General features: G+C 49.4%; 23 protein-coding genes. 17 read left to right on the top strand and 6 right to left on the bottom strand.

Annotated features, from left to right (window positions below; all coding sequences use genetic code 11):
• Positions 1–65: 65 nt before the first annotated feature.
• The 5 genes from H583_RS0101590 (at position 66) to H583_RS31545 (ending at position 4,521) form a co-directional block, all read left to right on the top strand.
• Positions 66–314: a ribbon-helix-helix protein, CopG family gene (locus H583_RS0101590; RefSeq protein ID WP_245585815.1), complete on the top strand. Its 249-nt coding sequence runs from the start codon at positions 66–68 to the stop codon at positions 312–314.
• 75 nt (positions 315–389) lie between these two features.
• The gene (gene dnaN, locus H583_RS0101585; RefSeq protein WP_028558942.1) at positions 390–1,544 is read left to right on the top strand and encodes a DNA polymerase III subunit beta; all 1,155 of its coding nucleotides are present in this window, start codon (positions 390–392) and stop codon (positions 1,542–1,544) included.
• 41 nt (positions 1,545–1,585) lie between these two features.
• Positions 1,586–2,137, top strand: coding sequence for a GNAT family N-acetyltransferase (locus H583_RS0101580; protein WP_028558941.1), 552 nt, complete (start codon positions 1,586–1,588; stop codon positions 2,135–2,137).
• A 243-nt stretch (positions 2,138–2,380) separates the two neighbouring features.
• On the top strand, positions 2,381–3,655 hold the full coding sequence (locus tag H583_RS0101575) for a hypothetical protein (protein WP_028558940.1): 1,275 nt from the start codon (positions 2,381–2,383) through the stop codon (positions 3,653–3,655).
• A 290-nt stretch (positions 3,656–3,945) separates the two neighbouring features.
• Entirely contained in the window at positions 3,946–4,521 is a 576-nt protein-coding gene (locus H583_RS31545; protein ID WP_051235839.1) for a hypothetical protein, read from the top strand.
• 233 nt (positions 4,522–4,754) lie between these two features.
• On the opposite strand, the gene H583_RS36425 is transcribed toward H583_RS31545, so the two are convergent.
• A complete protein-coding gene (locus tag H583_RS36425; protein WP_154665769.1) occupies positions 4,755–4,928 on the bottom strand; it encodes a hypothetical protein in 174 nt (57 codons plus the stop codon).
• A gap of 411 nt (positions 4,929–5,339) precedes the next feature.
• On the opposite strand from H583_RS36425, the gene H583_RS0101560 reads away from it, so the two are divergent.
• The 5 genes from H583_RS0101560 to H583_RS0101540 all read left to right on the top strand — a co-directional run bounded on the left by H583_RS0101560 (position 5,340) and on the right by H583_RS0101540 (position 11,935).
• Positions 5,340–9,323, top strand: coding sequence for an S-layer homology domain-containing protein (locus H583_RS0101560; RefSeq protein WP_028558939.1), 3,984 nt, complete (start codon positions 5,340–5,342; stop codon positions 9,321–9,323).
• A gap of 206 nt (positions 9,324–9,529) precedes the next feature.
• A complete protein-coding gene (gene rpiA, locus H583_RS0101555; RefSeq protein ID WP_028558938.1) occupies positions 9,530–10,204 on the top strand; it encodes a ribose-5-phosphate isomerase RpiA in 675 nt (224 codons plus the stop codon).
• 164 nt (positions 10,205–10,368) lie between these two features.
• Complete coding sequence (locus H583_RS0101550) at positions 10,369–10,827, top strand: GNAT family N-acetyltransferase (protein WP_245585814.1); 459 nt, start codon at positions 10,369–10,371, stop codon at positions 10,825–10,827.
• A gap of 23 nt (positions 10,828–10,850) precedes the next feature.
• A complete protein-coding gene (locus tag H583_RS0101545; protein ID WP_028558936.1) occupies positions 10,851–11,390 on the top strand; it encodes a DUF1697 domain-containing protein in 540 nt (179 codons plus the stop codon).
• A gap of 44 nt (positions 11,391–11,434) precedes the next feature.
• Entirely contained in the window at positions 11,435–11,935 is a 501-nt protein-coding gene (locus H583_RS0101540) for a hypothetical protein (RefSeq protein WP_028558935.1), read from the top strand.
• A gap of 111 nt (positions 11,936–12,046) precedes the next feature.
• Here H583_RS0101540 and H583_RS0101535 read toward each other — a convergent pair whose 3' ends face one another.
• Positions 12,047–13,093 carry a bifunctional 3-deoxy-7-phosphoheptulonate synthase/chorismate mutase gene (locus H583_RS0101535; RefSeq protein ID WP_425414493.1) on the bottom strand — a complete coding sequence of 349 codons (1,047 nt, stop codon included), beginning with the start codon at positions 13,091–13,093 and terminating at the stop codon, positions 12,047–12,049.
• A gap of 646 nt (positions 13,094–13,739) precedes the next feature.
• Between H583_RS0101535 and H583_RS0101525 the strand changes: the two genes are divergently transcribed.
• From H583_RS0101525 to H583_RS0101510, 4 genes are all read left to right on the top strand, one after another.
• The gene (locus H583_RS0101525) at positions 13,740–14,444 is read left to right on the top strand and encodes an MgtC/SapB family protein (RefSeq protein WP_051235837.1); all 705 of its coding nucleotides are present in this window, start codon (positions 13,740–13,742) and stop codon (positions 14,442–14,444) included.
• A 182-nt stretch (positions 14,445–14,626) separates the two neighbouring features.
• Complete coding sequence (locus tag H583_RS0101520) at positions 14,627–15,052, top strand: MarR family winged helix-turn-helix transcriptional regulator (RefSeq protein WP_028558932.1); 426 nt, start codon at positions 14,627–14,629, stop codon at positions 15,050–15,052.
• Between the two features lie 232 nt (positions 15,053–15,284).
• Entirely contained in the window at positions 15,285–16,670 is a 1,386-nt protein-coding gene (locus tag H583_RS0101515; protein WP_028558931.1) for an MFS transporter, read from the top strand.
• A gap of 262 nt (positions 16,671–16,932) precedes the next feature.
• Positions 16,933–17,220: a HesB/YadR/YfhF family protein gene (locus H583_RS0101510; RefSeq protein WP_028558930.1), complete on the top strand. Its 288-nt coding sequence runs from the start codon at positions 16,933–16,935 to the stop codon at positions 17,218–17,220.
• 115 nt (positions 17,221–17,335) lie between these two features.
• Here the strand turns inward: H583_RS0101510 and H583_RS0101505 are convergent, their stop codons facing one another.
• Positions 17,336–17,728, bottom strand: a complete 393-nt coding sequence (locus tag H583_RS0101505; protein WP_028558929.1) for a DoxX family protein — start codon at positions 17,726–17,728, stop codon at positions 17,336–17,338.
• 264 nt (positions 17,729–17,992) lie between these two features.
• Here H583_RS0101505 and H583_RS0101500 point away from each other — a divergent pair, with 264 nt between their 5' ends.
• The 3 genes from H583_RS0101500 to H583_RS0101490 all read left to right on the top strand — a co-directional run bounded on the left by H583_RS0101500 (position 17,993) and on the right by H583_RS0101490 (position 20,414).
• Positions 17,993–18,322 carry a winged helix-turn-helix transcriptional regulator gene (locus tag H583_RS0101500; RefSeq protein ID WP_028558928.1) on the top strand — a complete coding sequence of 110 codons (330 nt, stop codon included), beginning with the start codon at positions 17,993–17,995 and terminating at the stop codon, positions 18,320–18,322.
• Between the two features lie 273 nt (positions 18,323–18,595).
• Positions 18,596–19,423 carry an aldo/keto reductase gene (locus H583_RS0101495; RefSeq protein ID WP_028558927.1) on the top strand — a complete coding sequence of 276 codons (828 nt, stop codon included), beginning with the start codon at positions 18,596–18,598 and terminating at the stop codon, positions 19,421–19,423.
• Positions 19,424–19,565: 142 nt separating this feature from the next.
• On the top strand, positions 19,566–20,414 hold the full coding sequence (locus H583_RS0101490; protein WP_028558926.1) for an SDR family oxidoreductase: 849 nt from the start codon (positions 19,566–19,568) through the stop codon (positions 20,412–20,414).
• A gap of 182 nt (positions 20,415–20,596) precedes the next feature.
• On the opposite strand, the gene H583_RS0101485 is transcribed toward H583_RS0101490, so the two are convergent.
• The 3 genes from H583_RS0101485 to H583_RS0101475 are packed head-to-tail and all read right to left on the bottom strand — an operon-like array spanning position 20,597 to position 23,758.
• The gene (locus H583_RS0101485) at positions 20,597–20,914 is read right to left on the bottom strand and encodes an antibiotic biosynthesis monooxygenase family protein (protein ID WP_028558925.1); all 318 of its coding nucleotides are present in this window, start codon (positions 20,912–20,914) and stop codon (positions 20,597–20,599) included.
• A 13-nt stretch (positions 20,915–20,927) separates the two neighbouring features.
• Positions 20,928–21,971, bottom strand: coding sequence for a hypothetical protein (locus H583_RS0101480; protein WP_028558924.1), 1,044 nt, complete (start codon positions 21,969–21,971; stop codon positions 20,928–20,930).
• Positions 21,968–23,758, bottom strand: a complete 1,791-nt coding sequence (locus H583_RS0101475) for an HSP90 family protein (protein WP_028558923.1) — start codon at positions 23,756–23,758, stop codon at positions 21,968–21,970. Before H583_RS0101475 ends, H583_RS0101480 begins: the two co-directional genes overlap by 4 nt.
• Positions 23,759–23,872: the final 114 nt, after the last annotated feature.

Genomic DNA, 23,872 nt, shown 5'->3' with positions numbered 1-23,872 from the left:
TCTGGGATGCGTGGTAAAATGAAATCATATCTAATTGAATTAGGTAACCTTAATCAATTGAAGAGGTGACTTTATTGAACCAGCATCGCATTAAAGTGGATGTGTCGAATAAAGAGGGACAGCTGGGTTTTGTATTCAACAAGGGTGGTCTGCGGGAGGGCGCGGGCCGCAAGGCAATTGGCGTTACCAAGAAAGTGTCGCTGACGCTCGCTGAAGAGCTATGGGAGAAGCTGGAGGCATCCTGCGAGCAGCAGGGCCAATCCCGCTCCGAGCTGCTGCGCAGCTTAATTGAAGCCCATTATTCGCGCGGATAGCCAAGTTGATTCGGCTAGTAGTCATTAGTGCGAATTACATAGATTCAATTCTGATGCGGAAGACAGGTGAATTCTTTGCTGATCCATATCACCAAAAGACAACTGATGGACGCCTTGCAGCATGTGTTAAAGGCTGTAACTGCGAATTGCCTTGTGCCGATTTTGTCCGGAATCAGGCTTCACGCAAGCCGTCATGAGCTTGTGTTTACAGCCAGCAATACGAGTCTGTTGATTGAGTACCGCGTACCTGTCGAGTCTGAAATGCTGAGTATTTCAAGAACAGGAAGTGTGGTGGTGGCTGCTCGGTATTTTCATGAGGTCATCCGCAGGCTGGACGATGGACAGATTATATTGGACTTGAAGCCGGATTTCACCGTCATGATTCAATCAGGCAGCACCCGGATCCGGCTGTGCGGTATGAATGCTGCTGAATTCCCTGCTGCGGTCCAGGGGCAGAGGAAGGTTGCGTCACGGGTCAGGGTCAAGACCAGTCTGCTAAAGACTGCAATTCAGGCAGTTGCTCCGGCAGCATCCTTATCGGGATCAAGGCCTGTATTGACGGGAGTTTTTATTGAAATTCGGAATCATTCTTTGAAACTCATTGCAACCGATGGTGTACGGCTTGCTTCGCACTGCTTGCCTGTTCATCATCATGATGAAGGCACTGAAAGTTGCAGGATGGCAATCATACCCGCCAAAAATTTGCAAGAGACAGCCCGAATGCTGGCAGACGGGGAGGGCACAACAGAGCTTGAAATCAGCGCGAACCAGATTCGTCTGACCGCTGGCAGTCTGCTCATTGAATCGGCGGTGGTGGAGGGTGTCTACCCTGCTGTCCAGCATGTCATTCCTTCTGCGTATTTGACAGAGATTACACTTGAGCACTCTCGTTTCCTGCGGGCTGTTGAACGGGCGACCGTGCTGGGCGGGGGGAAGGTCATCCGTCTGACTGCTGCCACAGACCAGCTTGCTTTGCTGTCCCGGACAGCAGAAATCGGAGATTTGCTGGATGAAATACCGATTGCCGGTCTTCAAGGCGAACCGTTCGCCCTAGCTGTAAACGGGGAATTTCTGACGAATATTTTGCGGGCGATAGACAGCGGGAATGTAGTCTTGAGATACACCGGGGAATCAAAGCCGATGGTTATCCTGCCTGGCGATGCTGCTGCCGGAGGATTATATATATTAACACCAATCCGAACAGCCGCCGGATCGGCGTATATAAGTTGAACTCATAATTCAATCTATAATAGACAAAAGGGGTCAAGAACATGGAATTAACGGGGAGCAAGCTGCGTCTGTCCAAGGTGACAGCCGATGATTTGGATTTTATCTGCCGGCTGGAGAGCGACCGGGAATTTTGGGCCTATGAAGAATCTGTAGAACAGGATGTCCAGGTCATCCGGGAGAATTACACGAGTAAAATTGCGGACGACAGCAGTCACGAATTGTATTTCATTGTATACAAATCGGAGGACAGCACGAATACGCCTATTGGAATCGCGCACATTTGGAGCTATGTGGACTACCGGAACAGCTGGGAAATAGGTTACGGGATTTTGCCGGAGCATGCCGGGCAAGGATACGGGAGCGAAGCGGGACGGATGCTGCTGAGGCTGGCCTTTGACAAGCTCGAAGCACATAAGGTCGTCGCGATGTGCAATTGCAACAATTTGGCTTCCACAAGGCTAATGGAGCGCATAGGCATGAGAAGAGAAGGTATTTTCAAGGAAGAGCTGTGCATGGACGGACAATGGGTGGACCAGTACTTCTATGCGATTTTGGAGAGAGAGTATCGTGGGCAATTAAACGCGGAAGCATAGGCCGAGAAAGCATCACCTGTCTGGCGCCAAATAGAGAGCGACAGCCTGCAGCAATCTGCAGGCTGTTTGCTTTTTGCGTATACGTTTATTCTGTGCTGCAAACCGCAATTTTTTACTGTTGAAGCTGCCGTGTCCCTTCTCTACACTTGATATAAGTCCTGTTATGATGTGGGCTGGACAAATAATATTTTGCCTGTTCAGAGCATTACAGCACGCACCGATGCCCCTGGGGCCGTCATCAAAATGAAGACACCAGGGTTCCGTGACGCGCAAATCAAGGATGGACTTCAGATCAAGGACCCGAGCTATATTCAAAACGCCTATGAACTGCTGAACGATCCGGGTGAATGGTACTTTGATGCGTCCTTGCGCAAAATCTACTATATTCCAAAGTCCGGCGAGGCTATGAATACGGTAGAAGCTGTCATCCCGACGATAGAGCAGCTGCTCGTAATCAAGGGCACACTGGATGAGGGCAGCGGCGGCATTGAAGTTGTGAACAATATTGTGCATGGTATTGAGCACGCGTATTTTTACAATGATGTTGGCATCCCGGGCAGACAGGCGACAAACAATGTGCATAACAACTACTTTAACGCCCAGCCCGGATCGCCGGGCTACCCGCAGCAAATAGCAGACTCGGCCGGAATTCAGGCTGCATATGAAGATATCCTCCCGACAGCGGTCAATGCTGTCGTCGTAGATCCTTTGGCGACAGCCGGAGATGAAGTCATCATTCACGGGACTGGATTCGGGGATCAGACTGGTAAGGTGACGTTTACCGGCGCTCAGGGTCCGGCTGTCGCGCAGGGCAGCGGGATTGTCTCCTGGAGCAGCCGCAAGATTGTCGCGAAGCTTCCGGTGAACGCTGTGAGCGGTGCTGTATTTATTACGACCAATGACCATTTCACAAGCAATAATGACAAACAGGCGGAATTCTACGGTCCGGCAACAACGGTGCTTTTCGAAGATAACTTCAACACGTATCCGGCAGGCCCGCTGCCACCGAACCCGTATACAACCGTACCTGGCGGCTTTAATATCGTAATATCCGGGGGTACGAATGGTTCGGGTGCGTTAAAAATTACAGGCGGCAGCGGCAAAGCCTACAAGCAGGCCGCATGGGAAAATAGTGTGCTGTCGTTCAACTTCAAACTGAGCGGCACGTTCAGCAACTATAAGGGGATCTATGCCAGCTCTTACTCGGAGCAGTCTTCAGGATCGGAGCAAAAATATTACTTCTCCGTAACCCCGAATTCGGGCGGGGATGCGCTGATGATCCAGCAATATGTGAACGGGCATTATTCCAAAGTGGCAACAGCGGGTGCCGACATCTCGGCAGATGTATGGTATACGTATAAAACGGCAATTATCGGCGGCATGATGTATGGGAAGGTATGGCCGATGGATCAGCCGGAGCCTGCACAATGGATGCTGTCCGGCAAGGTAAGCGGCCTGTCTGGCGGCGGAGGTCTGAATCTGGAATTTGCCGCTGACAGCTCCAGCAGTGCTTATTGACAATATTATGGTGCGCGGTTGGAATCCGTAAGTCAAAATAGAGTTGGTAAAGCGACATTCATATTAGAAGTGGGAAGGCCTGCCATGTATTGGCGGGCCTTCTTCTTTCATTAATAACCATTACATTTCACAAACAAAGCTGGCGGTGAACAATGCCTGACAGTGTGCAGAGTCAGCTAATTTTATTAAAAGTATAGCTTTTTGATTGACTTCTGTATAAAATGAGATATATTTGAAAAAGTTACCTATTATAGTCTATATGTTAAAAAAGGTGAAGAAGGGGGACCATTGTGCTATTCCAACATAAAAAGAAGTTATACTGTGGATTCATTCTGCTGTTCATTATTGCTATACTCTATTATTTTTTCATATACAGCAGCTACAAAGGAATAGTTGAAAGCCATACATCTTACATAGGTTACGATAATGCAAATCATTTGGTTGATTCTTCGGAATTAATCATCATCGCTACTCCTGTCAAAGATTTTGTTGATCGTGAACATAGCGTAACCACTTATGGAGTTGGAGCCGTTCAGGATTATTTTACGAAAACAGAACTGAAAATTGAAGAAGTCCTTAAAGGGGACCTGGATGAGGATTACTTAACAGTAATTGAACCGATCTCGTATATTCAAAGCTTTGTAGGAAAACGAAAAATTACTACAGCAGGCTATACTGAAATGGAAAAAGGCCACCGTTATATGATTGCACTAAAGAAAAATAGTTTCGGAGATTACGGTGTCATTAACATGAAAAATGGTGTATTTGATTTAAATGAACATACAATTTCGAACACACCCTCAAGTAATCACAATGATTTGCACGAGACAATAAAAAGCGATATGAAAAAAATATTCAATTTATAAGGAACTTCAGTGTTTCATTAAACGGCAAAGGAATCCTGTGTAAAGGACTCCCTTGCCTTCTTCTTTTTCTAAATCATATGATCCGGATAAAGTTTACGGTAACTCAACTCCTGCCACCACGTTCCTGTACCTTAGGCACGCCCCCTTGATGCAGCTTGCGGTATTCCAAAGTTGAGATGCCGGTGAATTGCTTGAACTTTCGGAAGAAATAATTCGGACAGGTGAAACCGACCTTAAGGGCTACCTCCGAACTGCAATTGCAGATTCAACGGCTGCACTGTCTGGCGGATCAGAACAATCCAGCGGGCGGCTACATATCTGGCCGCGGCTACCGGCTCCTCTTGCAGCGCCGCCCAGCGGAAATCCACATCGCGTGCCGTCGGGCAGTACAGTACGAATTGGGACACCGTATTTGCGCTCGTTGTCCTGGCATCGCTGCCGGTTCTGCTGTTCTACCTGTCCATGCAGCGGCAATTCATTTCCGGACTGACGGAAGGGGCGGTCAAGGGGTGACAGGCTCGAGGCAGAGCCGGGTTAATAATCAAGAACACCATCAATTCATAGGAACAGTCAGGTCAGCCAGTTCGGCTGGCCTTTTTTATTTTGATAGGAAACTACGCTCTGCCTGTTAGAGTCGGCATAGTCATTTACATTTGTGGATATCTTTTTCCTGCTTTGCCCGCTGACTTTACACTTGCAGCTATAATGCAGGATTTATTTACATAATCTTTATCCGCTGAAAACAGCAGGGTAACATCCCCTTGTTAACCTAAGACAGCCAAAGGCACGAATCTGATAAATAAACAACAAAGGAGATCATGATGAAGAATATTTGGAAAACATTTTTCCCGGTCTTATTGTCAGTCACGCTGCTGTTCGGCCTTTTGGGCGGTGCACTTCCGCAGGCACAGGCAGCAGGAGATGAGCCGTTAATTATTATGGCGAAGGGCGCTGATTGGAAGTATCTCGACAACGGCGCTGATCAAGGTGATGCATGGAGAACCGGCTATGAGGACAAGGACTGGCAAGTGGGCCCGGCACCGCTTGGCTACAGTGCTTCGACCTCCCGATTCGGCAGCTTGAAGACAATTACAAGCTATGGAACAGACAGCAAAAATAAACATATTACGACCTATCTGCTTGCGAACCTGCAAGTCGATTTGGAACAAATTCAAAGCTATGGACAGCTGCTTGGAACATTTGCTATCGACGACGGCGCTGTCATTTACGTTAATGGCAAGGAAATCTACCGTGCAGGAATGCCTGAAGGAGAAATTACATATTCCACACTGGCAACTTCCCAGAAGTCTGATCCGGTGATGTACACCAATGTTGACCTGACAGCGCAGTTGAAGGCGAATCTCAAGGACGGCGATAACGTTATTGCTGTCGAAGTGCATCAAGGTTCGAAGAGCAGTTCAGACCTCTACTATGATATGGAACTGACAGCTGTGGCTAATGCTCCTGCTGTAGAGGTGAGCAAGGTAGCTGTGACCTTCAATGGCGACCCGAAAACGTCCAAGGGCTTCGTCTGGTATACGCCGCTTGTATCGGAGCGCAGCGATTTGCAAATCGTGGAACAAACGGGTGCTGCTCCGGATTTCACACAGGCCATTTCCTTTACAGGCCGTATCAAGGTTGCTGCCAACTCCCCGGCTGAGCATGTGCATAAGGCGGAAGCGACAGGCCTGAAGCCGGGCACCAAATATTTCTTCCGTGCCGGAGACCAGGCGCTTGACATCTGGAGCGCAACCGGAACTTTCGAAACTGCCCCGGCAGGCGGAGCATTCACCTTCATTGATCTGACAGATACGCAGGCCAAAGAAGAGGATGAGGCCATTCTTTCCGGAGAGACGCTTTCCAAGGCGCTGGCTACGGTGCCGAATGCCAAATTCGTTGTTCATAACGGGGATGTCGTGGAGAACGGCCATGCTGAGGAAGAGTGGAACTGGCTGTTGGGTCATTCCCAAAAAAGCTTGTTGAACACCACAATCGTACCGGCAGCAGGCAATCATGAGCCGCGCAACAGCTCTTTCTATGATCATTTTAACGTGCAGCAGGCGCAAGATTCAGATACGGCAACTGGTGCTTATTATTCCTTTGATTACAGCAATGCGCATTTTATCGTCTTGAATACGAATGAAAATTCGGCTTCGTATGCCAACATGTCCGAGCAGCAGGTGGAGTGGCTGAAGCAGGATGTGCAGCAGGCAAGAGCGGCAGGATCGGAGTGGATTATTCTGAACATGCACAAAGGCCCTTACACGACAGCCAGCCATGCGACAGACACCGACATTATGGGAGAGACAGGACTACGCAACAAGATTGCTCCCTTGATGGCTGAGCTGAAAATCGACTTTGTCCTGCAAGGACATGATCACATTTACGCCCGCACCAAGCCGATCAAAACGGACGGAACAGCGGCGGAGACGGAGAAAATTACCGAGACGCTTAATGGCGAGTCCATTGAATATGCGGTGAAGCCGGACGGAACCATCTATCTCATTCCGGGAACAGCCGGAGCGAAGGTATATTTCAAAAATCAAAAGCCGCAGCTTGGCGACAGCTACTATAACCTGTTTGAGCGTGCGGAAGAGAACCATGCGAGAAAGTACGGGGATACAACCTCCCAGGCGCGCGGCCAGGTGCAAAATTTCGTCGGCATTACAGTGGACGGGAATAAGCTGACAGCGGTCACGTATGAAATTGATCAGAATTTGAATAATGCGCAGCCGTTCATTATCGACCAGTTCGGCATTATGAAGCAGACAGCCTCGGAAGAAAATCCGGAGAAGGTCAGTAAGGTTACGGTCACTTTCCATGGCGATCCTGTGCATGACAAGGGCTTTACCTGGTATACATCGGATGCGCTCAAGAACACCGATGTACAAGTGGTAGAAAAAGGAGCGGCGGCGCCGGACTTCACCAATGCGCTCTCCTTCACTGGACGTTCTGCCGCATCTGCTAACTCGCCTGCCGAGCTTGTGCATAAGGCGGAAGCGACCGGACTGAAGGCCAATACAGCGTACTACTTCCGCGTCGGAGACAAGGAACACGGTATCTGGAGCGAGACGGGCAGCTTCCAGACGGCGCCGGTCAGCGGAGCATTCACCTTCATTGATTTGGCCGATACACAGGCGAAATCCGAGGATGAAGCCATTCTTTCTGCGGAGACACTTGCCAAAGCGATGAAGACTGTGCCGAATGCGCAATTCGTCGTTCACAATGGAGATATTGTGGATACGGGTACGAAGGAAGAGCAGTGGAACTGGCTGCTGGGCCACTCCCAGAACAGTCTCCTGAACACAACGATTGTTCCTGCCGCGGGCAATCATGAAGACAAGAATTATGCCTTCTATGAGCATTTTAATATTAAGCAGCCGGAGAATTCAGATATCGTAACTGGTGCTTACTATTCGTATACGTACAGCAACGCTCACTTTATCGTGCTGAACTCCAATGAAAATTCGGAGGAATATGCGAACTTCTCCGTCGCTCAGGTCAATTGGCTGAAGCAGGATGTTGCTGCTGCGAAAAAAGCAGGAGCTGAATGGATTGTCGTCAACATTCATAAAGGGCCGTATACAACCTCTAACCATGCGACAGATACGGATATCATGGGTGCAAACGGCGTCCGCAGCAAAATTGCGCCGCTGATGGCGGAGCTGGGCATTGATTTTGTCCTGCAGGGCCACGACCATATCTACGCCCGTACGAAGCCGATCATGAAGAACGGCAAAGCGGCGGCGGTTGACAAGATTACGGAAACATTAAACGGGGAGAAGATTGAATACACGGTCAATCCGGACGGTGCCATCTACGTGATTCCGGCTACGGCAGGTCCGAAGGTGTATTACAAAAACCAGAAGCCGGAGCTGGGCGAGGCCTACTACAGCCTCTTCGAACGGGCAGAGGAAAATCATGGGGCAGTCTACGGGCCAGACCCGGATAATGCGACGCGTCCGAAACGCGGACAGGTACAGAACTTCGTCGGCATTACGATTAATGGCAGCAAGCTGACGGCAGTTACGTATGAGATCGATCAGAATAAAAATAATGCCGAGCCGTTCATCGTTGATCAGTTCGGAATGGTCAAGAAGCCGAAGACGACGCCTTACTATCCGAGCAATCCGGGGAACGCTGGCAATCCGGGCGGAAATACGGAACAGCCGGACCCGGGAACAAAGCCGGATAACAATCATGGCAATGGTAACAACGGTGGCGGAACAAACCCTGGGAATGGCAATGGCAGCGGGGAGCAGCCGGCCAAAGACAGCTTCCAGGATACAACAGGCCACTGGGCTGAATCTGCTATTCGCCAGGCTGTAGGATCCGGTCTTGTGAAGGGGTTTGCCGACGGGACATTCCGTCCCGATCAGGTCGTGAACCGTGCCGAGTTTGTCACCATGCTTGGACGTGCGCTCGACTTGAAGGATACAGGCAAGAAACTGGAGTTCAAGGATATGGGCAGCATCCCGGCTTGGGCACAGGCATTTGTATCGGGAGCGGTGGACGCAGGCATCATCAGCGGATATGCCAACGGCACCTTCGGCCCGGAGAAACAATTGAACCGTGCTGAAATGGTCGCTATGATTGTCCGTGCAGCGGGCATCAAGCCGGTTACAGGCGCATCGTTAAGCTTCGCTGATGCGAAGGATATTCCGCAATGGGCGGTTCCGTATATCGCAGCAGCTGTTGAAAAAGGACTTGTTTCCGGTGTTGGACAGAACCGTTTTGCCCCGCAGCAAAGCGCAACACGCGCTGAATCGCTGGCATTGATTTTGTCCTTGCTGAAGAAGTAACATCAAGCTGTCACTACCACGTATTCCCGTGGAAGTGGCAGCTTCTTTTATTGCCTGTTTGCATATTCTATGAATCTCCAGCCCAAATCATAGGTTTTCCGTTTTTATAATTGAGTTATAATGAAGGAAGAAGATGTAAGGGCGGGATGTCTCCTGGTGCAACCGGGCAGGACGAATCTGGTACCATCAATGAGGAGGATTACGATATGCTTGCCAAGAAAGTTGCTGCGGAAGCAGCAGTTGAATTTGTTAAGGATGGAATGACGGTAGGTTTGGGGACTGGTTCTACAGCGTATTATGCTATCCATAAGATTGCCGGGCGGGTAAAGGAAGGCCTGAGTATCCGCACAGTTGCAAGCTCAAGGCAGTCTGAGGAGCTTGCTCTTCAATTGGGCATACCTGTTGTGTCATTGTCCGATATTCAGGAGATCGATGTATCGATTGATGGCGCGGATGAAGTCGATGCGAATTACAACTTGACCAAGGGCGGCGGCGGCGCACTGCTGAGAGAGAAGATACTGGCCGCGCACAGCAAGCAATTCGTCGTTATTGCGGATGAGAGCAAGCAGGTGGAGCGGTTGGGCCAGTTTCCGCTTCCGGTGGAGATTGTCTCTTTTGCTTCCAATTTGACTTTGTTGAAGCTTAAGGCGCTTGGTTGTGAGCCTGTCATCCGAATGTCGGACGGCAAGACCTTTATATCGGATAATGGAAATTACATCGTCGATTGTGCATTCGGCACGATTGAAGATCCTGTGGCGCTGGAACAACAGATTAATGGGATTCCAGGTGTGGTGGAGAGTGGTCTTTTTACAGGTATGGCCAGTGCGGTAATTATCGGGTATGGAGATGGAACGACACGCAAAGTGGACATCCCTCGGTAAGCTTTATTCCCGCATGGCAGCCACCGCTGGTTTATTGAGATAGAATTTTAGCTGAATTTCCGTGTTACTAGCCGTAATACGTACAGAATTTTTACTCGTATGGATACGGTTCAGACAGGAAGTGCAACTCTATATAATAGATATGTGAAGGGATGGAGAGGAATTTGCAGCCTTTTGAAATTCAGGATGTACCAACGAATCACCCGGATTTGGAGCCGCTTATAGCCCAGTTGGACGCTTATTTGTTAGAGTTATACCCGCCCGAAGAAGTGTTTATTGCAGATGAGGAAAAGGCCGGGAAAAATGAAATGCAATTCATTATTATGTATATGGATAATCTTCCTGTCGGCTGCGGTGCCATTATGCGGCTTGAGGACGGCTATGCCGAACTGAAGCGGTTTTTTGTCGATCCCTCAGTGCGAAACAGAGGACTTGCAGGAATACTGCTGAGCGGGCTGGAGAATAGGGCACGGGACAGGCATTTTGGTTTTTTACGGCTGGAGGCAGGGGCGAAGCAGGTCGAAGCTGTGCGTTTTTACGTCAAGCACGGATTTTATGAGATCCCGAGGTTTGGGGAATATGCGGACTGCCCTTCGAGCCTGTGTTTTGAGAAGAAATTGTAATTAAAAGAGCGGAGGGTCGTCAGATGACCATTCAAGTTGCGCTGCTGAAAGGAATTAATGTCGGCGGCAAAAATAAAATCAAAATGACCGAGTTGAAGCAGTTGATGGAGCAGCAGGGATTTCGCAGCGTTCATACTTATATTAATAGCGGCAATGTCTTGTTTGAGTCTGATGAGACGGAGTCATTGTTGAGTCAAAGAATCGAGCAGCTTATAGCTGACGGATTTGGCCTCTCGATCAAAGTCATAATTCGGACCTCCGGCGAGCTGGAGACGATTATTCGTGAATCCCCGTACCGTACGAAAGCAGCTCCTGACGGCAAAAATGTACATGTCGGCTTAATGGAAGAAGCACCTTCACAAGAAGCCAGCCGGAAGCTTGAAGCCTACAAGTTTGAAGATGAGTTTGCGATTTGCGGGCGCGAACTGCACATACTGCTGAACAACGGGGCAGCTGATTCCAAGCTTGCGAATAATGTCCAGAAGCTGAGTCCCAACCTGACCTTGCGGAATTGGAATACGATGAACAAACTGGTTATATTGGCGAAGTCGATTCAGCCATAGTTGAATATGAAATGATGGCCCGAATAAAATTGGGGGGTGTTGCCATGCGTTTTATAAATAAATGGTATGTGCTCTGTTCATTAATCTGTATTGTACTGCTCGCTGGCAGCGGCCTTGCCTATGTTTATTTGAGCAAGCCGCTTATAGTGAATGGATACAGTGCCTTAACCCACAGCAGTGGTAAACAAGAAATCGTTTATAGCCTGGTCAACAAGAGCAAGACAGGGATCAAGATACACGAAGTCAAGCTGGGCGGAAAGCTGCATGATGAAGCGATGGTAGGCATTAGTTTTGATACAGGTCAGCTCGTTCAAAGCGGGACTCAAAATCCGGGTATTCAATTCTTTCCTTTGAATCAGGCTGTAATCCGTCCTGCGTTGTCTACGGAAGAGGTATTTGTAGCTATGTCCAAGAAAGAAATGACACCGATTCATTATGGGGTTCGAGTAGAGTGCAACAATGAAGAGATGAAGACTTTAACCTTTACTTATAGCTACTATGGTCTTAAGGTTACCCGTCAATTGCATTGGCCCCCTTCCGGATAGCCGGATCTGGAGAAGCAGCCAGCGCTGTCCCTGATCCGGTCATCGTCACACTTGGGCTTTGTGTGGTGGGAAGGTGAGATGTTCTGCCTCCAAAACCCACACTCCATTCCCTTACAACAGTCCGGATTGCTTCACCTCTGCATAGAAGCGCCCGAATGCCTCGAAGTCCAGTTGCTGGGCGGCATCGGAGAGCGCGGCAGCAGGGTTCGGATGCACCTCCACCATCACACCGTCTGCTCCTGCGGCAAGTGCGGCCTTGGCGCATGGCGCCATAATTTCCTTCCGTCCAGTTGAATGGGTCACATCTACCAGTACCGGGAGATGGCTTTCCTGCTTAAGAATCGGCACTGCTGAAATATCGAGTGTATTGCGGGTGGCCTTCTCATAGGTGCGGATGCCGCGCTCGATGAGCATAACCTGCTGATTGCCCCGGGATACGATGTATTCTGCTGCATGCAGGAATTCATCTATAGTTGCTGCCAGTCCCCGCTTGAGCAGCACAGGGGTCTGTACATCTCCCGCTGCTTTTAACAGCTCAAAGTTCTGCATGTTTCTCGCACCGATCTGAATGACATCGATATACTCCCCGGCCAGCTCCACATGAGCAGGGTGAACAATTTCGCTGATCGTCTTCATGCCGAATTCCATGGCTACTTCCTTCAAAATTTTGAGACCATCAAAACCCAGCCCCTGAAACTCATACGGGGACGTCCGCGGTTTGAAAGCACCACCGCGCAGCACAGTTACGCCCGCAGCCTTGAGTACGGCAGCAACCTGCCGAACCTGCTCATAGCTCTCGACTGCACAAGGACCGGCCACCAAGACTGGCTTTCCGCCGCCAAGTTGAACTTCACCAAGCTCAATAACCGTATCCTCTCTCTGATGATCACGGGATACGAGCAACGGCTTGCGTTCCTTGGCTTTGACCGCTTTTGCATGAATTCCCAGCACAACAGAAAATAGTTCGCGTACGTACGATTCTTCCAATCTCCCGCCTGCCAGTCCGGCCAGTTCATCCAGAAGTTGCTGCATTTCAGATGGCTCAAGCTTGAGCTCCTGTACAATACGCAGCTGCTCCTGTACTAGCTCCAGCATTTGATGGCTGACATCCTTAAGTTGTCGTTCCAATACTTCCGAATGGCATTGGTTCATCCTCATTCTCTCCCTTTACCGTATTTTGTGCTTGCGCAATCCGCGGTACTCCTTGAACAACAAAAAACTTCCCATCCGCAAGGGACGAGAAGTCGTGGTACCACCCTAATTAGACATGAATACACCCGCAGGTTCCGCACAGACCGGGTACATCCATCTCTCACTCTTGGCCCTTTAACGCAGGGAATACGGACAGCCCTACCGCCAGTCTGTAATCGATACAGACAGACATTCAGGTGCCGGCTCCGGAGTGAACTTCAGCAGGGCATTGGCTTTGGCAGCTCTCAGTCGGTGGCATGCCGTTCCTGTCAGCAATGGTTCTGCTTACTCTCTCCTTCATGGCCTGTGCAGCAGTTATGTGAAGCAAAAATTGATTAAGACACATTGTAGATCAACAGCGGCAGAGAAATCAAGTCTTTTATTTAACGCGTATTTGCTGCATCGCGCCAAAGGAATGCTGTTCCTCCTTTACGCCAAACAACATACAATACTCCATTTCGTGTAAATTTCCTATTTGCCATCGTATTCGGGAGCTTGTATTTGGTGACATTTTTTTATTCATGAACAGGACAAAATTGGCACAAACTACAACTGGCATAATCCGGACGAAATTAGACTTACAGTTTCAGCACAGGGGAGGAACAACTAGCGGATGGACACGGTGTACGAATACGGTATTACCCTGGATATTATGGTCAAGCTGGCAGTTTCCATGGCGCTTGGGCTGATTATGGGACTGGAGCGGGAGCTCAAGCGGAAGCCGGCGGGACTGAAGACCAGTATCCTCATCACACTGGCAAGCTGTTTGCTTACCGTCGTCTCGATTCATTCGGCATACCAGCTCCCCGCTGCGGCAGGTACGATGAGAGATCCTATGAGGCTTGCGGCCCAAATTGTAAGCGGGGTCGGTTTTCTTGGCGCAGGCGTTATTTTGAGAAGGCATCATGACACCATTAGCGGATTAACGACAGCGGCAATGGCCTGGGTAGCCTCAGCTATCGGGATCACCGTCGGAGCAGGGTTCATGCTCGAGGCTATCGTTGCTGTGGCGCTGCTGTTTGTTGGCATCAAGCTAATTCCGGCTGTCATATGGTGGATTGGACCACGTTCATTGCATCAACAGGAAATCCGTATGGAACTGGTAGTCGACAGAGCAACAGAACTGTCCGCATTAATGGAGGAATTGCATCATCGCAACATACGGATTAAGGGTACCAGCATAGAAGACGGGGCAGGGAAGGAAGGCTACAAACTGAGCATTGAAGGAACAGTAGCAGAACACACACAAGCAGAAAATCTATATTTATCGACAAAATCCATCACAGGCATCCTCTATGTCAAGGTGGAGACATACTAAATCCCTAATTCGGCATGCTTGTATCTCAGGATGGCCGATTCGGGATTTTTTTGCATATTTTAAACTTGTGGTTTACTAAGCTTTTGAGCAAAATCATTCATAGTTATCAATTGACAATAAGTGAGAATGAATTATAATAGTCATAGCAACTATGATCACATCTACTATTGAGGAGGGAGAATTTGGAGCTAGAAAAGTATATTGGCGTTATTGTATTCCGGGCAGAGCTCAAGCTGAAAAATTATTATCAAAAAATTCTTCAACCGTTCGATATTACTGTGGATCAGTGGGAAATTCTCGTCGTGTTGTGGGAGCAGGAGGGCATCACCCAGAAGGAGCTTTCCGAACGGCTGTATAAAGACCAGACGAACATTGCTCGTATGCTTTTCAAACTTGAGAAGAAAGGCTTTGTTCACCGGGTCACGCATGAGACGGACCGCAGGGCACTTCGTGTGTACTTGACTGCTAAAGGACGGGAAGTAAAGGAAGAAATCATGGCTCCGTCGAACGAAGCTTACCGGAATACCATTAAGGGCTTGAGCGATGAAGAAGTGGATACGTTCAGAAGGATTTTGTCTGTCATTTATCGGAATGTAAAAGATTACTAAAACTATGCAATGTACTGAATTATTATTTTTGGTCATATAAATGCTATGGCAACTATAGTCCAGACAATTATAAGTGAAATAAATAAACTTTCAAAAGCAGTGTTGATTATGAATACTCTCCCGAATGTATGATTTGGATGGGAGTATTTACAGCTCTAAAGAAGTTTATTTATTTTAATTATTTACTTGCTATAACAACTAATGACAAGACTATTAAATGGAGGGATCAGCTATGCAGAAAAGCGAAATTAAATCCGGCATATGGGATTCCCGCTATCGTTCTTTAACGATTGGGATTATATTGGCGGTTACGACGGTTGCTTTCGAAGGCTTGGCGATCACAACGATTGCCCCTGAGGTGGCACAGCATCTGAACGGCATTCATTTATATGGTTGGATATTCAGTGCTTTTTTGCTGTCACAAATTTTAGGGACGATGATTATCGGGCAGCAAATTGGCAAACTTGGTGTATTTCGCACGATTTCATTGTCTATTGCCATTTTCGTGGCAGGTATTCTGGCTGCGGCTACTGCAATCAACATGCCGATGCTCATTATAGGAAGGGTACTTCAGGGATTCGGGGCCGGGGCAATTGTCACTTGTGTGTACTATAGCATTACACTCAGCTATCCGGATGCGCTCAGGCCGAAGATTCTGGCAGCCTTCTCCAGTGCATATATATTGCCAGCCCTAATTGGTCCGTACATTGCAGGCGTGCTGGCTGAATGGGTATCGTGGAGATCTGTATTTTGGCTCGTTCTGCCTTTGATCGCATTGGTCGTGTGGCTGACGTTTCCGTCCTTCCGCAAGCTCCAGACAGCTGCTGCGCCGGATAACGATTCTCCGAAGGGCAGACGCAAGGAAGGACACGCAATTCTGCTGACAGCCGGTACTGGCATGCTGTTATCCGGACTTGGATTTGTGACCCGGTGGGAAGGAATCGTACTCGCTGCTGCTGGTCTGATCATCATGATCCGGCCGATGCGCAAGCTGCTTCCCGAAGGGACATTCAGGCTGGAAAAAGGACTTCCTGCAACCATTGTATCCAGAGGTTTTTATGTGGCCTGTTACATCGCGACGGAAAGCTATGTCGTACTCGGATTGACGAGAATCAAAGGACTAACCGCAGACGTAGCGGGATTAATCGTTGCTGCGGGCGCGTTGAGCTGGTCAGCTGCCGCCTGGGTGCAGTCCAAGCTGGATGAAAGAGACCAGGGGCGCGGAAGAAAGGGGCGGGTTACTGCCGGTGTCGGCCTGATGATTGTCGGGGTATCAGCGGTTATTCTGGCTATAGGGCTGGAACGCGGCGGTATTGGATTAGCAATCTTGTCCCAGATTCTGACCGGATTTGGCATCGGCCTTGCCAACCCGACGACAGGCACGATCGCACTGGGGCATGCGCGCCAGGGTGAGGAGGGTGAAGTGTCATCCTATCTGCAGTTTGTCGATGCTTTTTTTCCGGGTGTGAGCATCGGGATCGGCGGGGCATTAATTGCAGTCAGCGAACAGTTTGAAGGCGGCGTGTATACAGGCATTATGCTCGCTCTGGCTACTCAACTGGTATTCATACTCTTGAGCTTTATCATTTCGTTCCGGATTGCAGTCAGGAAAGCCTAAATCTGATTTGCTTATTCCCTGTGGTAAAGCTCTCTGTTAAATAATCATTGCGATTGAGGCTGTTTCTTTATAAAAAGAGATCGTGAACAGCATTTCCCTGTAAAGTATGGGCTATTATAATAAAGGTGATACATGTAATTTCGGAGAACGGTAATTTAGGCTTGGCTCAACTTGAAGTCAAGACGCCAAACGCCAAATTTCTGCCGGATATCTGACAGAGAGCAATCTTTCAGATTAAATAAGCACACGGAGGCTGGAGAAAATGAATTTAACCGTAGAACCGACTGCCGCACAATGGTACAAACAGGAGCTGTTATTAGAAGCTGGCGATGCCCTGAGAATTTATGTTCAGCTCGGAGGCTGTGGCAGCGTACAGCCGGGCTTCTCGCTCGGTGTTGTTAAGGATACGCCGCGCAAGCCCGCCTTGCAGCATGAGGTGGATGGAATACTTTTCTATATGGAAGAGGACAATCTCTGGTACCTGGATGATAAAAGTCTGCGCATCAGCTACGGACAGCAGGATGACGATATTGTCATGAGCGTCTCCTGATACGCGGATATAAATAGAGCGCCCAACATGACCTGTTGGGCGCTCTTTATATGAATAAGACTTATGACCATACGGCCTTGCTGAACCGCATTGGTCTGCTTATTATGAGTCAGTCTTAGTCTTGGCTGGAATTGAAAAATACTCTGTCCAGGGCGAACTTGCCGCTGCCGGCCAGTACAATCAGGATAGCCATTGCGAACAGGGCCAGGTCAATTTCAGCGCCACCAATAAATCCGACAGAAATTTTAACCATGAAGATTGCAAAGACCATGATGATTGCATACAAAGCGCTGATAATTCTGGAGGCGAGGCCCAAAGTGAGCAAAATTCCGCCGACCAATTCAAGAAGTGCTACGACATAGGTCAAAAATTGAGGCAGGCCAATGCTTGCGAACCATTGTGCGGTATTATCAATTCCGGAATGGAACTTGTCATAGCCGTGTATGGCAAATGTTATCCCAAGTACAACTCTGATTAATAGCAAACCGATTTCCATTCTGTTATTCATGCTTCTCTCTCCTTAAAAAATGTAATATCCATATAGTTTATCTGGTTAAATAACAGCTTAACCCGAAGCTTCTGCCCTCATACTCTGGGCTTATTGGGCAACCAATAAATTGAATGAATAGAAACTAACCTCCAATCACTTACTTACTTTTCGTAACAAAGTTTAATATATAAAATAAATTACGTCAATATATAAAATATTTTTTTTAAACTTTCTTACCATGAACTGTTTTGTTATAATAATAATTACAAAGAGGTGAGTGAAATGAAATCGGGATGTTGCCCTAAGTTGGAGAAAGGGACGCAGCTGATCAGCAAGCGTTGGACGATCTTGATTATTCATCAGCTTTTGTCTGGTCCACAGCGGTTTTGCAACATCGAAAGCGCGCTCCCGATCAGCGGGAAGCTGCTGTCTGAACGGCTAAAGGAGCTGGAGCAGGAAGGAATTGTACATCGGGCGGTCTATCCCGAAACTCCTGTACGCATTGAATACTCTTTAACAGATAAGGGGCAGGCATTGGAAGGTGTCGTCAAGGAGCTTGAGGACTGGTCATCGGAGTGGATCTCATTGGATAACTGCGAAGGCAAGTCATAATTGTTCCTTGTTACAGATTTGCACAGAACAATAATGCAAGCCTGAAAAGACTGCCCGCTTCAGCGCCGATGCTGAGGCAGACAGTCTTTTGGCATGTCCGGCAAGCGGAAACCATTCGTAAGACAGGTGTTTCACCATTGAGTATAAAGAGCTTATCCGGATAACATACAACGCGGCCGCTTGAAACCGCTATCCCGGGTATGCTTAAATAGAAGAAGCAGGAAAACTTTACAATAGGATTCACGCTATGACTCTAGATTTGGGAGGTACATTATGTCGGAGCATTTGAAAGACAGCACTGTACTCAGTAATGGCGTCAAAATGCCTTGGCTGGGTCTTGGTGTATGGCGCGTAAATGAAGGACAACAAGTAGAGGATTCGGTCAAGCATGCGATTTCTACCGGATATGTCAGCATCGACACGGCCGCCATCTATGGCAATGAAGAGGGTGTAGGGCGGGCCATTCAGGATTCAGGCGTTGCAAGGGACAATTTGTTCGTGACAACCAAGGTATGGAACGCTGACCAGGGCTATGACACGACGCTGAAGGCTTTCGAAGAGAGCCGCCGCAAGCTCGGTCTTGATTATCTTGATCTGTACCTCATTCACTGGCCGGTACAAGGCAAATACAAGGACACCTGGCGTGCGCTTGAGAAGCTGTACAAGGACGGCCTGGTGCGCTCGATTGGCGTCAGCAACTTCCATGTTCACCATCTGGAAGACCTTCAGGATGGCAGCGAAATAACACCGATGGTCAATCAGGTGGAATATCATCCGCTGTTGACCCAGAAGCCGCTTTTGGCGTTCTGTAAGGAAAATAACATTCAACTCGAAGCTTGGAGCCCGCTTATGCAGGGTAATCTTGATCTTCCGCTGCTTACTGAGCTCAGCAGCAAGTACAAGAAATCGCCTGCCCAGATCGTACTTCGCTGGGATCTTCAGCATGGTGTTGTGACCATACCGAAATCGGTAACCGCACACCGTATTGAAGAGAATGCAGATATCTTCGACTTCAGCCTGTCGCAGGAAGACATGGACCGTCTGGATGCGCTCAATCAGGACAAGCGTTTTGGTCCCGACCCGGACAACTTTAATTTTTAAATTCTTTTGGCAATAGTGGCTGCCCCGTCCATCCCGGATGGTGGCAGCCATCCTTGCTTGAAGGATTAGTATCGTGGCTATTGTTTTTTTGAAACGTGCATCAGCCGTTTTAATTATGATAGGAATGGGATGGGGCGAGCGCATGAAACGGAAGACAGCTATCGTAACCGGTGCCAGTGCCGGAATGGGCCTGGAGACTGCTATTGGACTTGCCAAGGCGGGCATGCATGTCATTATGCTCTGCCGAAATGAAGCACGCGGCCAGCAGGCGCTGGAGAAGGCCCGTTCGGCCAGCGGCAGCGATTCGCTTGAGCTGATGTTGTGTGATCTGGGCTCGTTGGCAAGCATACGCAGCTTTGCAGCACAGTTTGTCGCCCGCAATGAGCCGCTCGATGTGCTGGTGAACAATGCGGGTGTCGTCAGTTTGAAGCGGGAGCTGACGTCTGACGGCTTCGAATCGATGATGGGCGTCAATCATCTGGGGCATTTTCTGCTCACGCTGCTGCTGCTTGAGCCGCTCAAGCAGGCAGAGCAGGGGCGGATTGTCGTCGTATCGTCTGGAGCGTACAAGGCAGGCCGCATTCATTTTAATGATCCGCATCTGAGCAAGGGCTTTAATGCGGTTAAGGGCTATCCGCAGTCCAAGCTGGCGAATATCCTCTTTACCCGTGCGCTTGCCAAACGGCTTGAAGGGACCTCAGTGACTGTGAACTGTCTGCATCCGGGAGCCGTAGCGACCAGTATCGGGGTCAGCCGCAGCACAGGGTTCGGACAAAGTGTACACAAGCTGCTGAAGCCGTTTTTTCTGACAGCCGAGCAAGGGTCGCAGACAGCCATTTACCTGTCAGTAAGCCCTGAAGTAGAGGGAACGAGCGGGGAATACTTCTACAGGCAGCGTGTACAGCAGCTCGGCGCCAAGGCTACCGATGATGAAGCAGCGGAGCGGCTCTGGAACTGGAGTTTGAAGGAGACGGGGCTGAATCTGGACTGATTACCCTGTATGAAGCAAGTATGCATGAAAAAAGGAGCCTGCACTCAAGCCGTAAGGTTAGAATGCAGGCTCCTTTGTTGCATCTGGCGGTTCAAGGCCATGGGGCCGGACACCGCATGCAACGCCACACCGTGTGCCGTATGCTATACGAGACGTCAAACAGTGACAGTAGTAATATTCGCTCACGGCAGAGGAGAAGTGTCGTCTATTGGACGAATGCGGATATAATGCTCTTCCACAGGCGGAATCTCATAGAAGGGCATAAGCAGCGCCTTCCATTCCTCATATACAGGCGATGTTCTGAAGCCGACAGAATGGGCCTTGATGGTTTCCCATTGCACAAGCAAGAGATATTTGTCTTTCACTTCCACACATTTTTGCAGCTCGTGGCTGATATAACCCCTGGTACTGGCGACCAGCCGGACAGCTTTGCGGAATTGGCTTTCAAATTCACTGCTCTTGCCGGGCTGAACGGTCAGCACGGCAACCTCAAGGATCATCGGTTATCCCCCTCTAGCGTAAGATTAAACGCTGGGCTTTCACCAGCTGCTTTTCCACATAAAGCGCGCAGTGCGAGGTCTGGTTGCGTACATCAAATGCCTGGGCAAGCCGGGAAGTTTCCTCCCGGGTCCACTCTAAGGTTATATATTCCGGTATGTTGAGCGTTGCCTTCCGGCCGGCGGCCTCCCGCTGTTCCAGAAATGCCAGGGCGGACACCAGATATAAGAAGCGGTGCCAGTCCGTTTTCGTCTGTTCTATGAATCGTACGCTTTTCTCCAGTACCCGGCCTGCCTGGGCCAGATCCGTAATCGTATAGTAAAAGAGGAAGCGGCCAAAATCATCCATGAAGCGCTGCCCCTCCAGCATCGGGTAGCCCTTCTTGGCATAAAGCTCTGCTTCCTCCTCCCGGCCGAGCTCCAACAGCGGAATGAGAACGCTGCTGTACGTCACCTGGGGAACTTCCGCACAGGACAGCTTGCCGCTCAGGATGGGCTTCACCTTGTGCAAGCCTTCCTCGTATTCACCCAGGGCAAAATGGTATACGCCGATATCCTGCCCGTCGCAGGCTCTGCAATCAGACAGGTCATCGCGGCGGATTTTCCGCCATTCCTCAAAGCTCTCCGTGGCGGCTGCCAAATCACCGCGGGATAAGGCGTACACATGTCTATATTTATGATAAGAACCCATACGATATCCGTATTCGAGACATTTCGCTTTAAAATGATCAAATAGTGTCTCGATCGTCTGCATCGGGATTTGCGGGAACCGCCAAATATGATCGAGCACCCATTTGTAATACCAGAGAATGGAGGAGGCGCTGTAATCGCCGGGGTTCTTCTCGAATTCGGTCATACACCAGCTGAACGCTACCAGCATCCGCTCTGGATAGCCGGTATCAAGCGCCGTATCGATGTATTCCATCCGGATCTGGTAGGCTTCCCTCCGGTCCAGAAACTGATCGGCCAGCCCAATCGATTCCTCCATCAGTGTCAGCTTTTGCGCATCATTCGGAACGGTCCAGATTTTGTCTCTCAGCTCATCGAACCTTTCCTTCATTGAATCGGACCTCCCCCCGTCCGGTTCAGGCCCAGCTTCAGAAAGCTCATGAAGGAGGTGTTCATCAGTTTCAGCTCTTCCTGACTAAGCGGGTAATTGCCCATCAGCAGAGATTGTGTGTACAGCATTTCAATGCTGAGCCTGCGCAAATCCGTGTCCGGACAATCAAGCACTTCGCGGATCGTCGGATTGTTATAGTTGAAGCAGAGCTTCGCCATGGGCAGCTCATAAATTTCATTTCGGACGATATTGACGATGTCGGCAAACATCTCGTTTACCTGCTGGCTGCTGCTCTCAGCCATACGCAAAAATGTAATTTCCTCATTGGTTGTATACATAACCGGAATATCCGCCGGCTCAAAGCTGCGTATGGCGGTACTGCATTGAAACTTCCGCAGCGTCTCGTCAGCTTGTCTCAGAAAAGGCGCAGCCTGCCGCATGTCTTCTCTCTCCAGCTCCCGGAATCGTTTGAAGAAACCAACGGAATCCACAACCTCCACCGCAACCCCCGGGTAAGTAACGGCCAGGCTTCGAATCAGGTCAAAGTCATGCATATAGCCGCCGTTGACGACCAGCAGTTCCTGGGCTTTTGCAACCCGTGAGATTTGCCGGAATTCATCCAGAGTTGTTGTGAGCAGCACTGGCTTGCCGCTTGCAATAATCTCTTGCGCTTCCATCATGCCAAGTGATGTCTCGAAGGAGAGATAAGGGATGAACAACCGGTACAGCTCATTGTCCTCGACTGCCATCGCCTTGAGGGACATATAGTGGACGCGGACAATGCGCTGAAGCAACTCCGGGTTGTGTTCCGCAAGATGAATCAGATGATTTTTGATGCACGCTCCGAGTTCGTCCTGTACAGCCAGCAGCATATCATTCTCGTAGAAAGCTTCCCTGGATGCCGTCGGCCGCAGCGCAGTCGTATTGACAATACAGGTGACAAAGAAGGCCCAAGGCGGCAATATATTGCTCGGTCCGTTCGCGATGAGCATATTTTTCAAATAGACATGATGCTGGCGTTCGGCCTGCAGACTTACTGCATACGGCAAAATGTAGGCAATTCCTTTAACCTCGCCGATCGTGGAGCGCAGCTCGATGACATCCAGACAGGAGGTATTCAGCAGCGCGCGTCCGTATTCAAGCGCTTCGCTCCTTGTCATATCCCAGGGGGCAACCTTCTCATTGATCCGGTAATCGTATCTGCCGTTGTCAATATAGATAGGAACAGGCAGGAAGGAGCCATACTGGATCATCAGCTGCTCAATCTGGCTAAACTCAAAATACTCCTCAAAATTCTCCTTGCAGGTCAGGTACACTGTCGTTCCTACAGGTGCCTGCTGCTCCAGCTCCCGCAGCGAATACGTGCCGTCAGGCCGGCCCCGCCATTCCAGTGTGACGCTGCCTTCTTTGGCGGAACGGGTAATGACGACAATCTCGTTGCTGACGACAAAGCAGGCAAGCAAGCCTACGCCGAACTGTCCGATATAATCATCGGGCCCGTCCGGATTATTCCGTTTGGATGTATGCCCGATCTGGGAAAGGAACTGGTGAATCTCCTCCTCCGTCAGTCCGATTCCGTTATCATACACAGCCAGCGTACGCGAGCCGTGCAGTTCGACCGATACGCGCGGATCAAAGGCATTGCCAAGCTTTTTACGCGCAGTAACGGCATCGATTCCATTTTGCAGCAGCTCCCGGATGAACACGCCCGGGTTCGTATATAAGTGGTTGGACAGCAATTCAATCATGCCTTGCAGATTCACTTGAAAGTTCAATGATTTTGACATAGCGTCTCCTATCTTTGGGCTGAATGCTCCTAGCGCCGGCATCGTTTGAATAGCTGTATACTTTATCCAATAATTATAACAGGTCAGGTTCCGCTTCACCCCGGACTGTGTTCA

It is taken from the genome of Paenibacillus pinihumi DSM 23905 = JCM 16419, assembly GCF_000422505.1.
Taxonomy (GTDB): Bacteria; Bacillota; Bacilli; order Paenibacillales; family Paenibacillaceae; genus Paenibacillus_D; species Paenibacillus_D pinihumi.
Note: the sequence above shows the minus strand (reverse complement) of the source record. Positions and strands in the feature narration are given on the sequence as shown.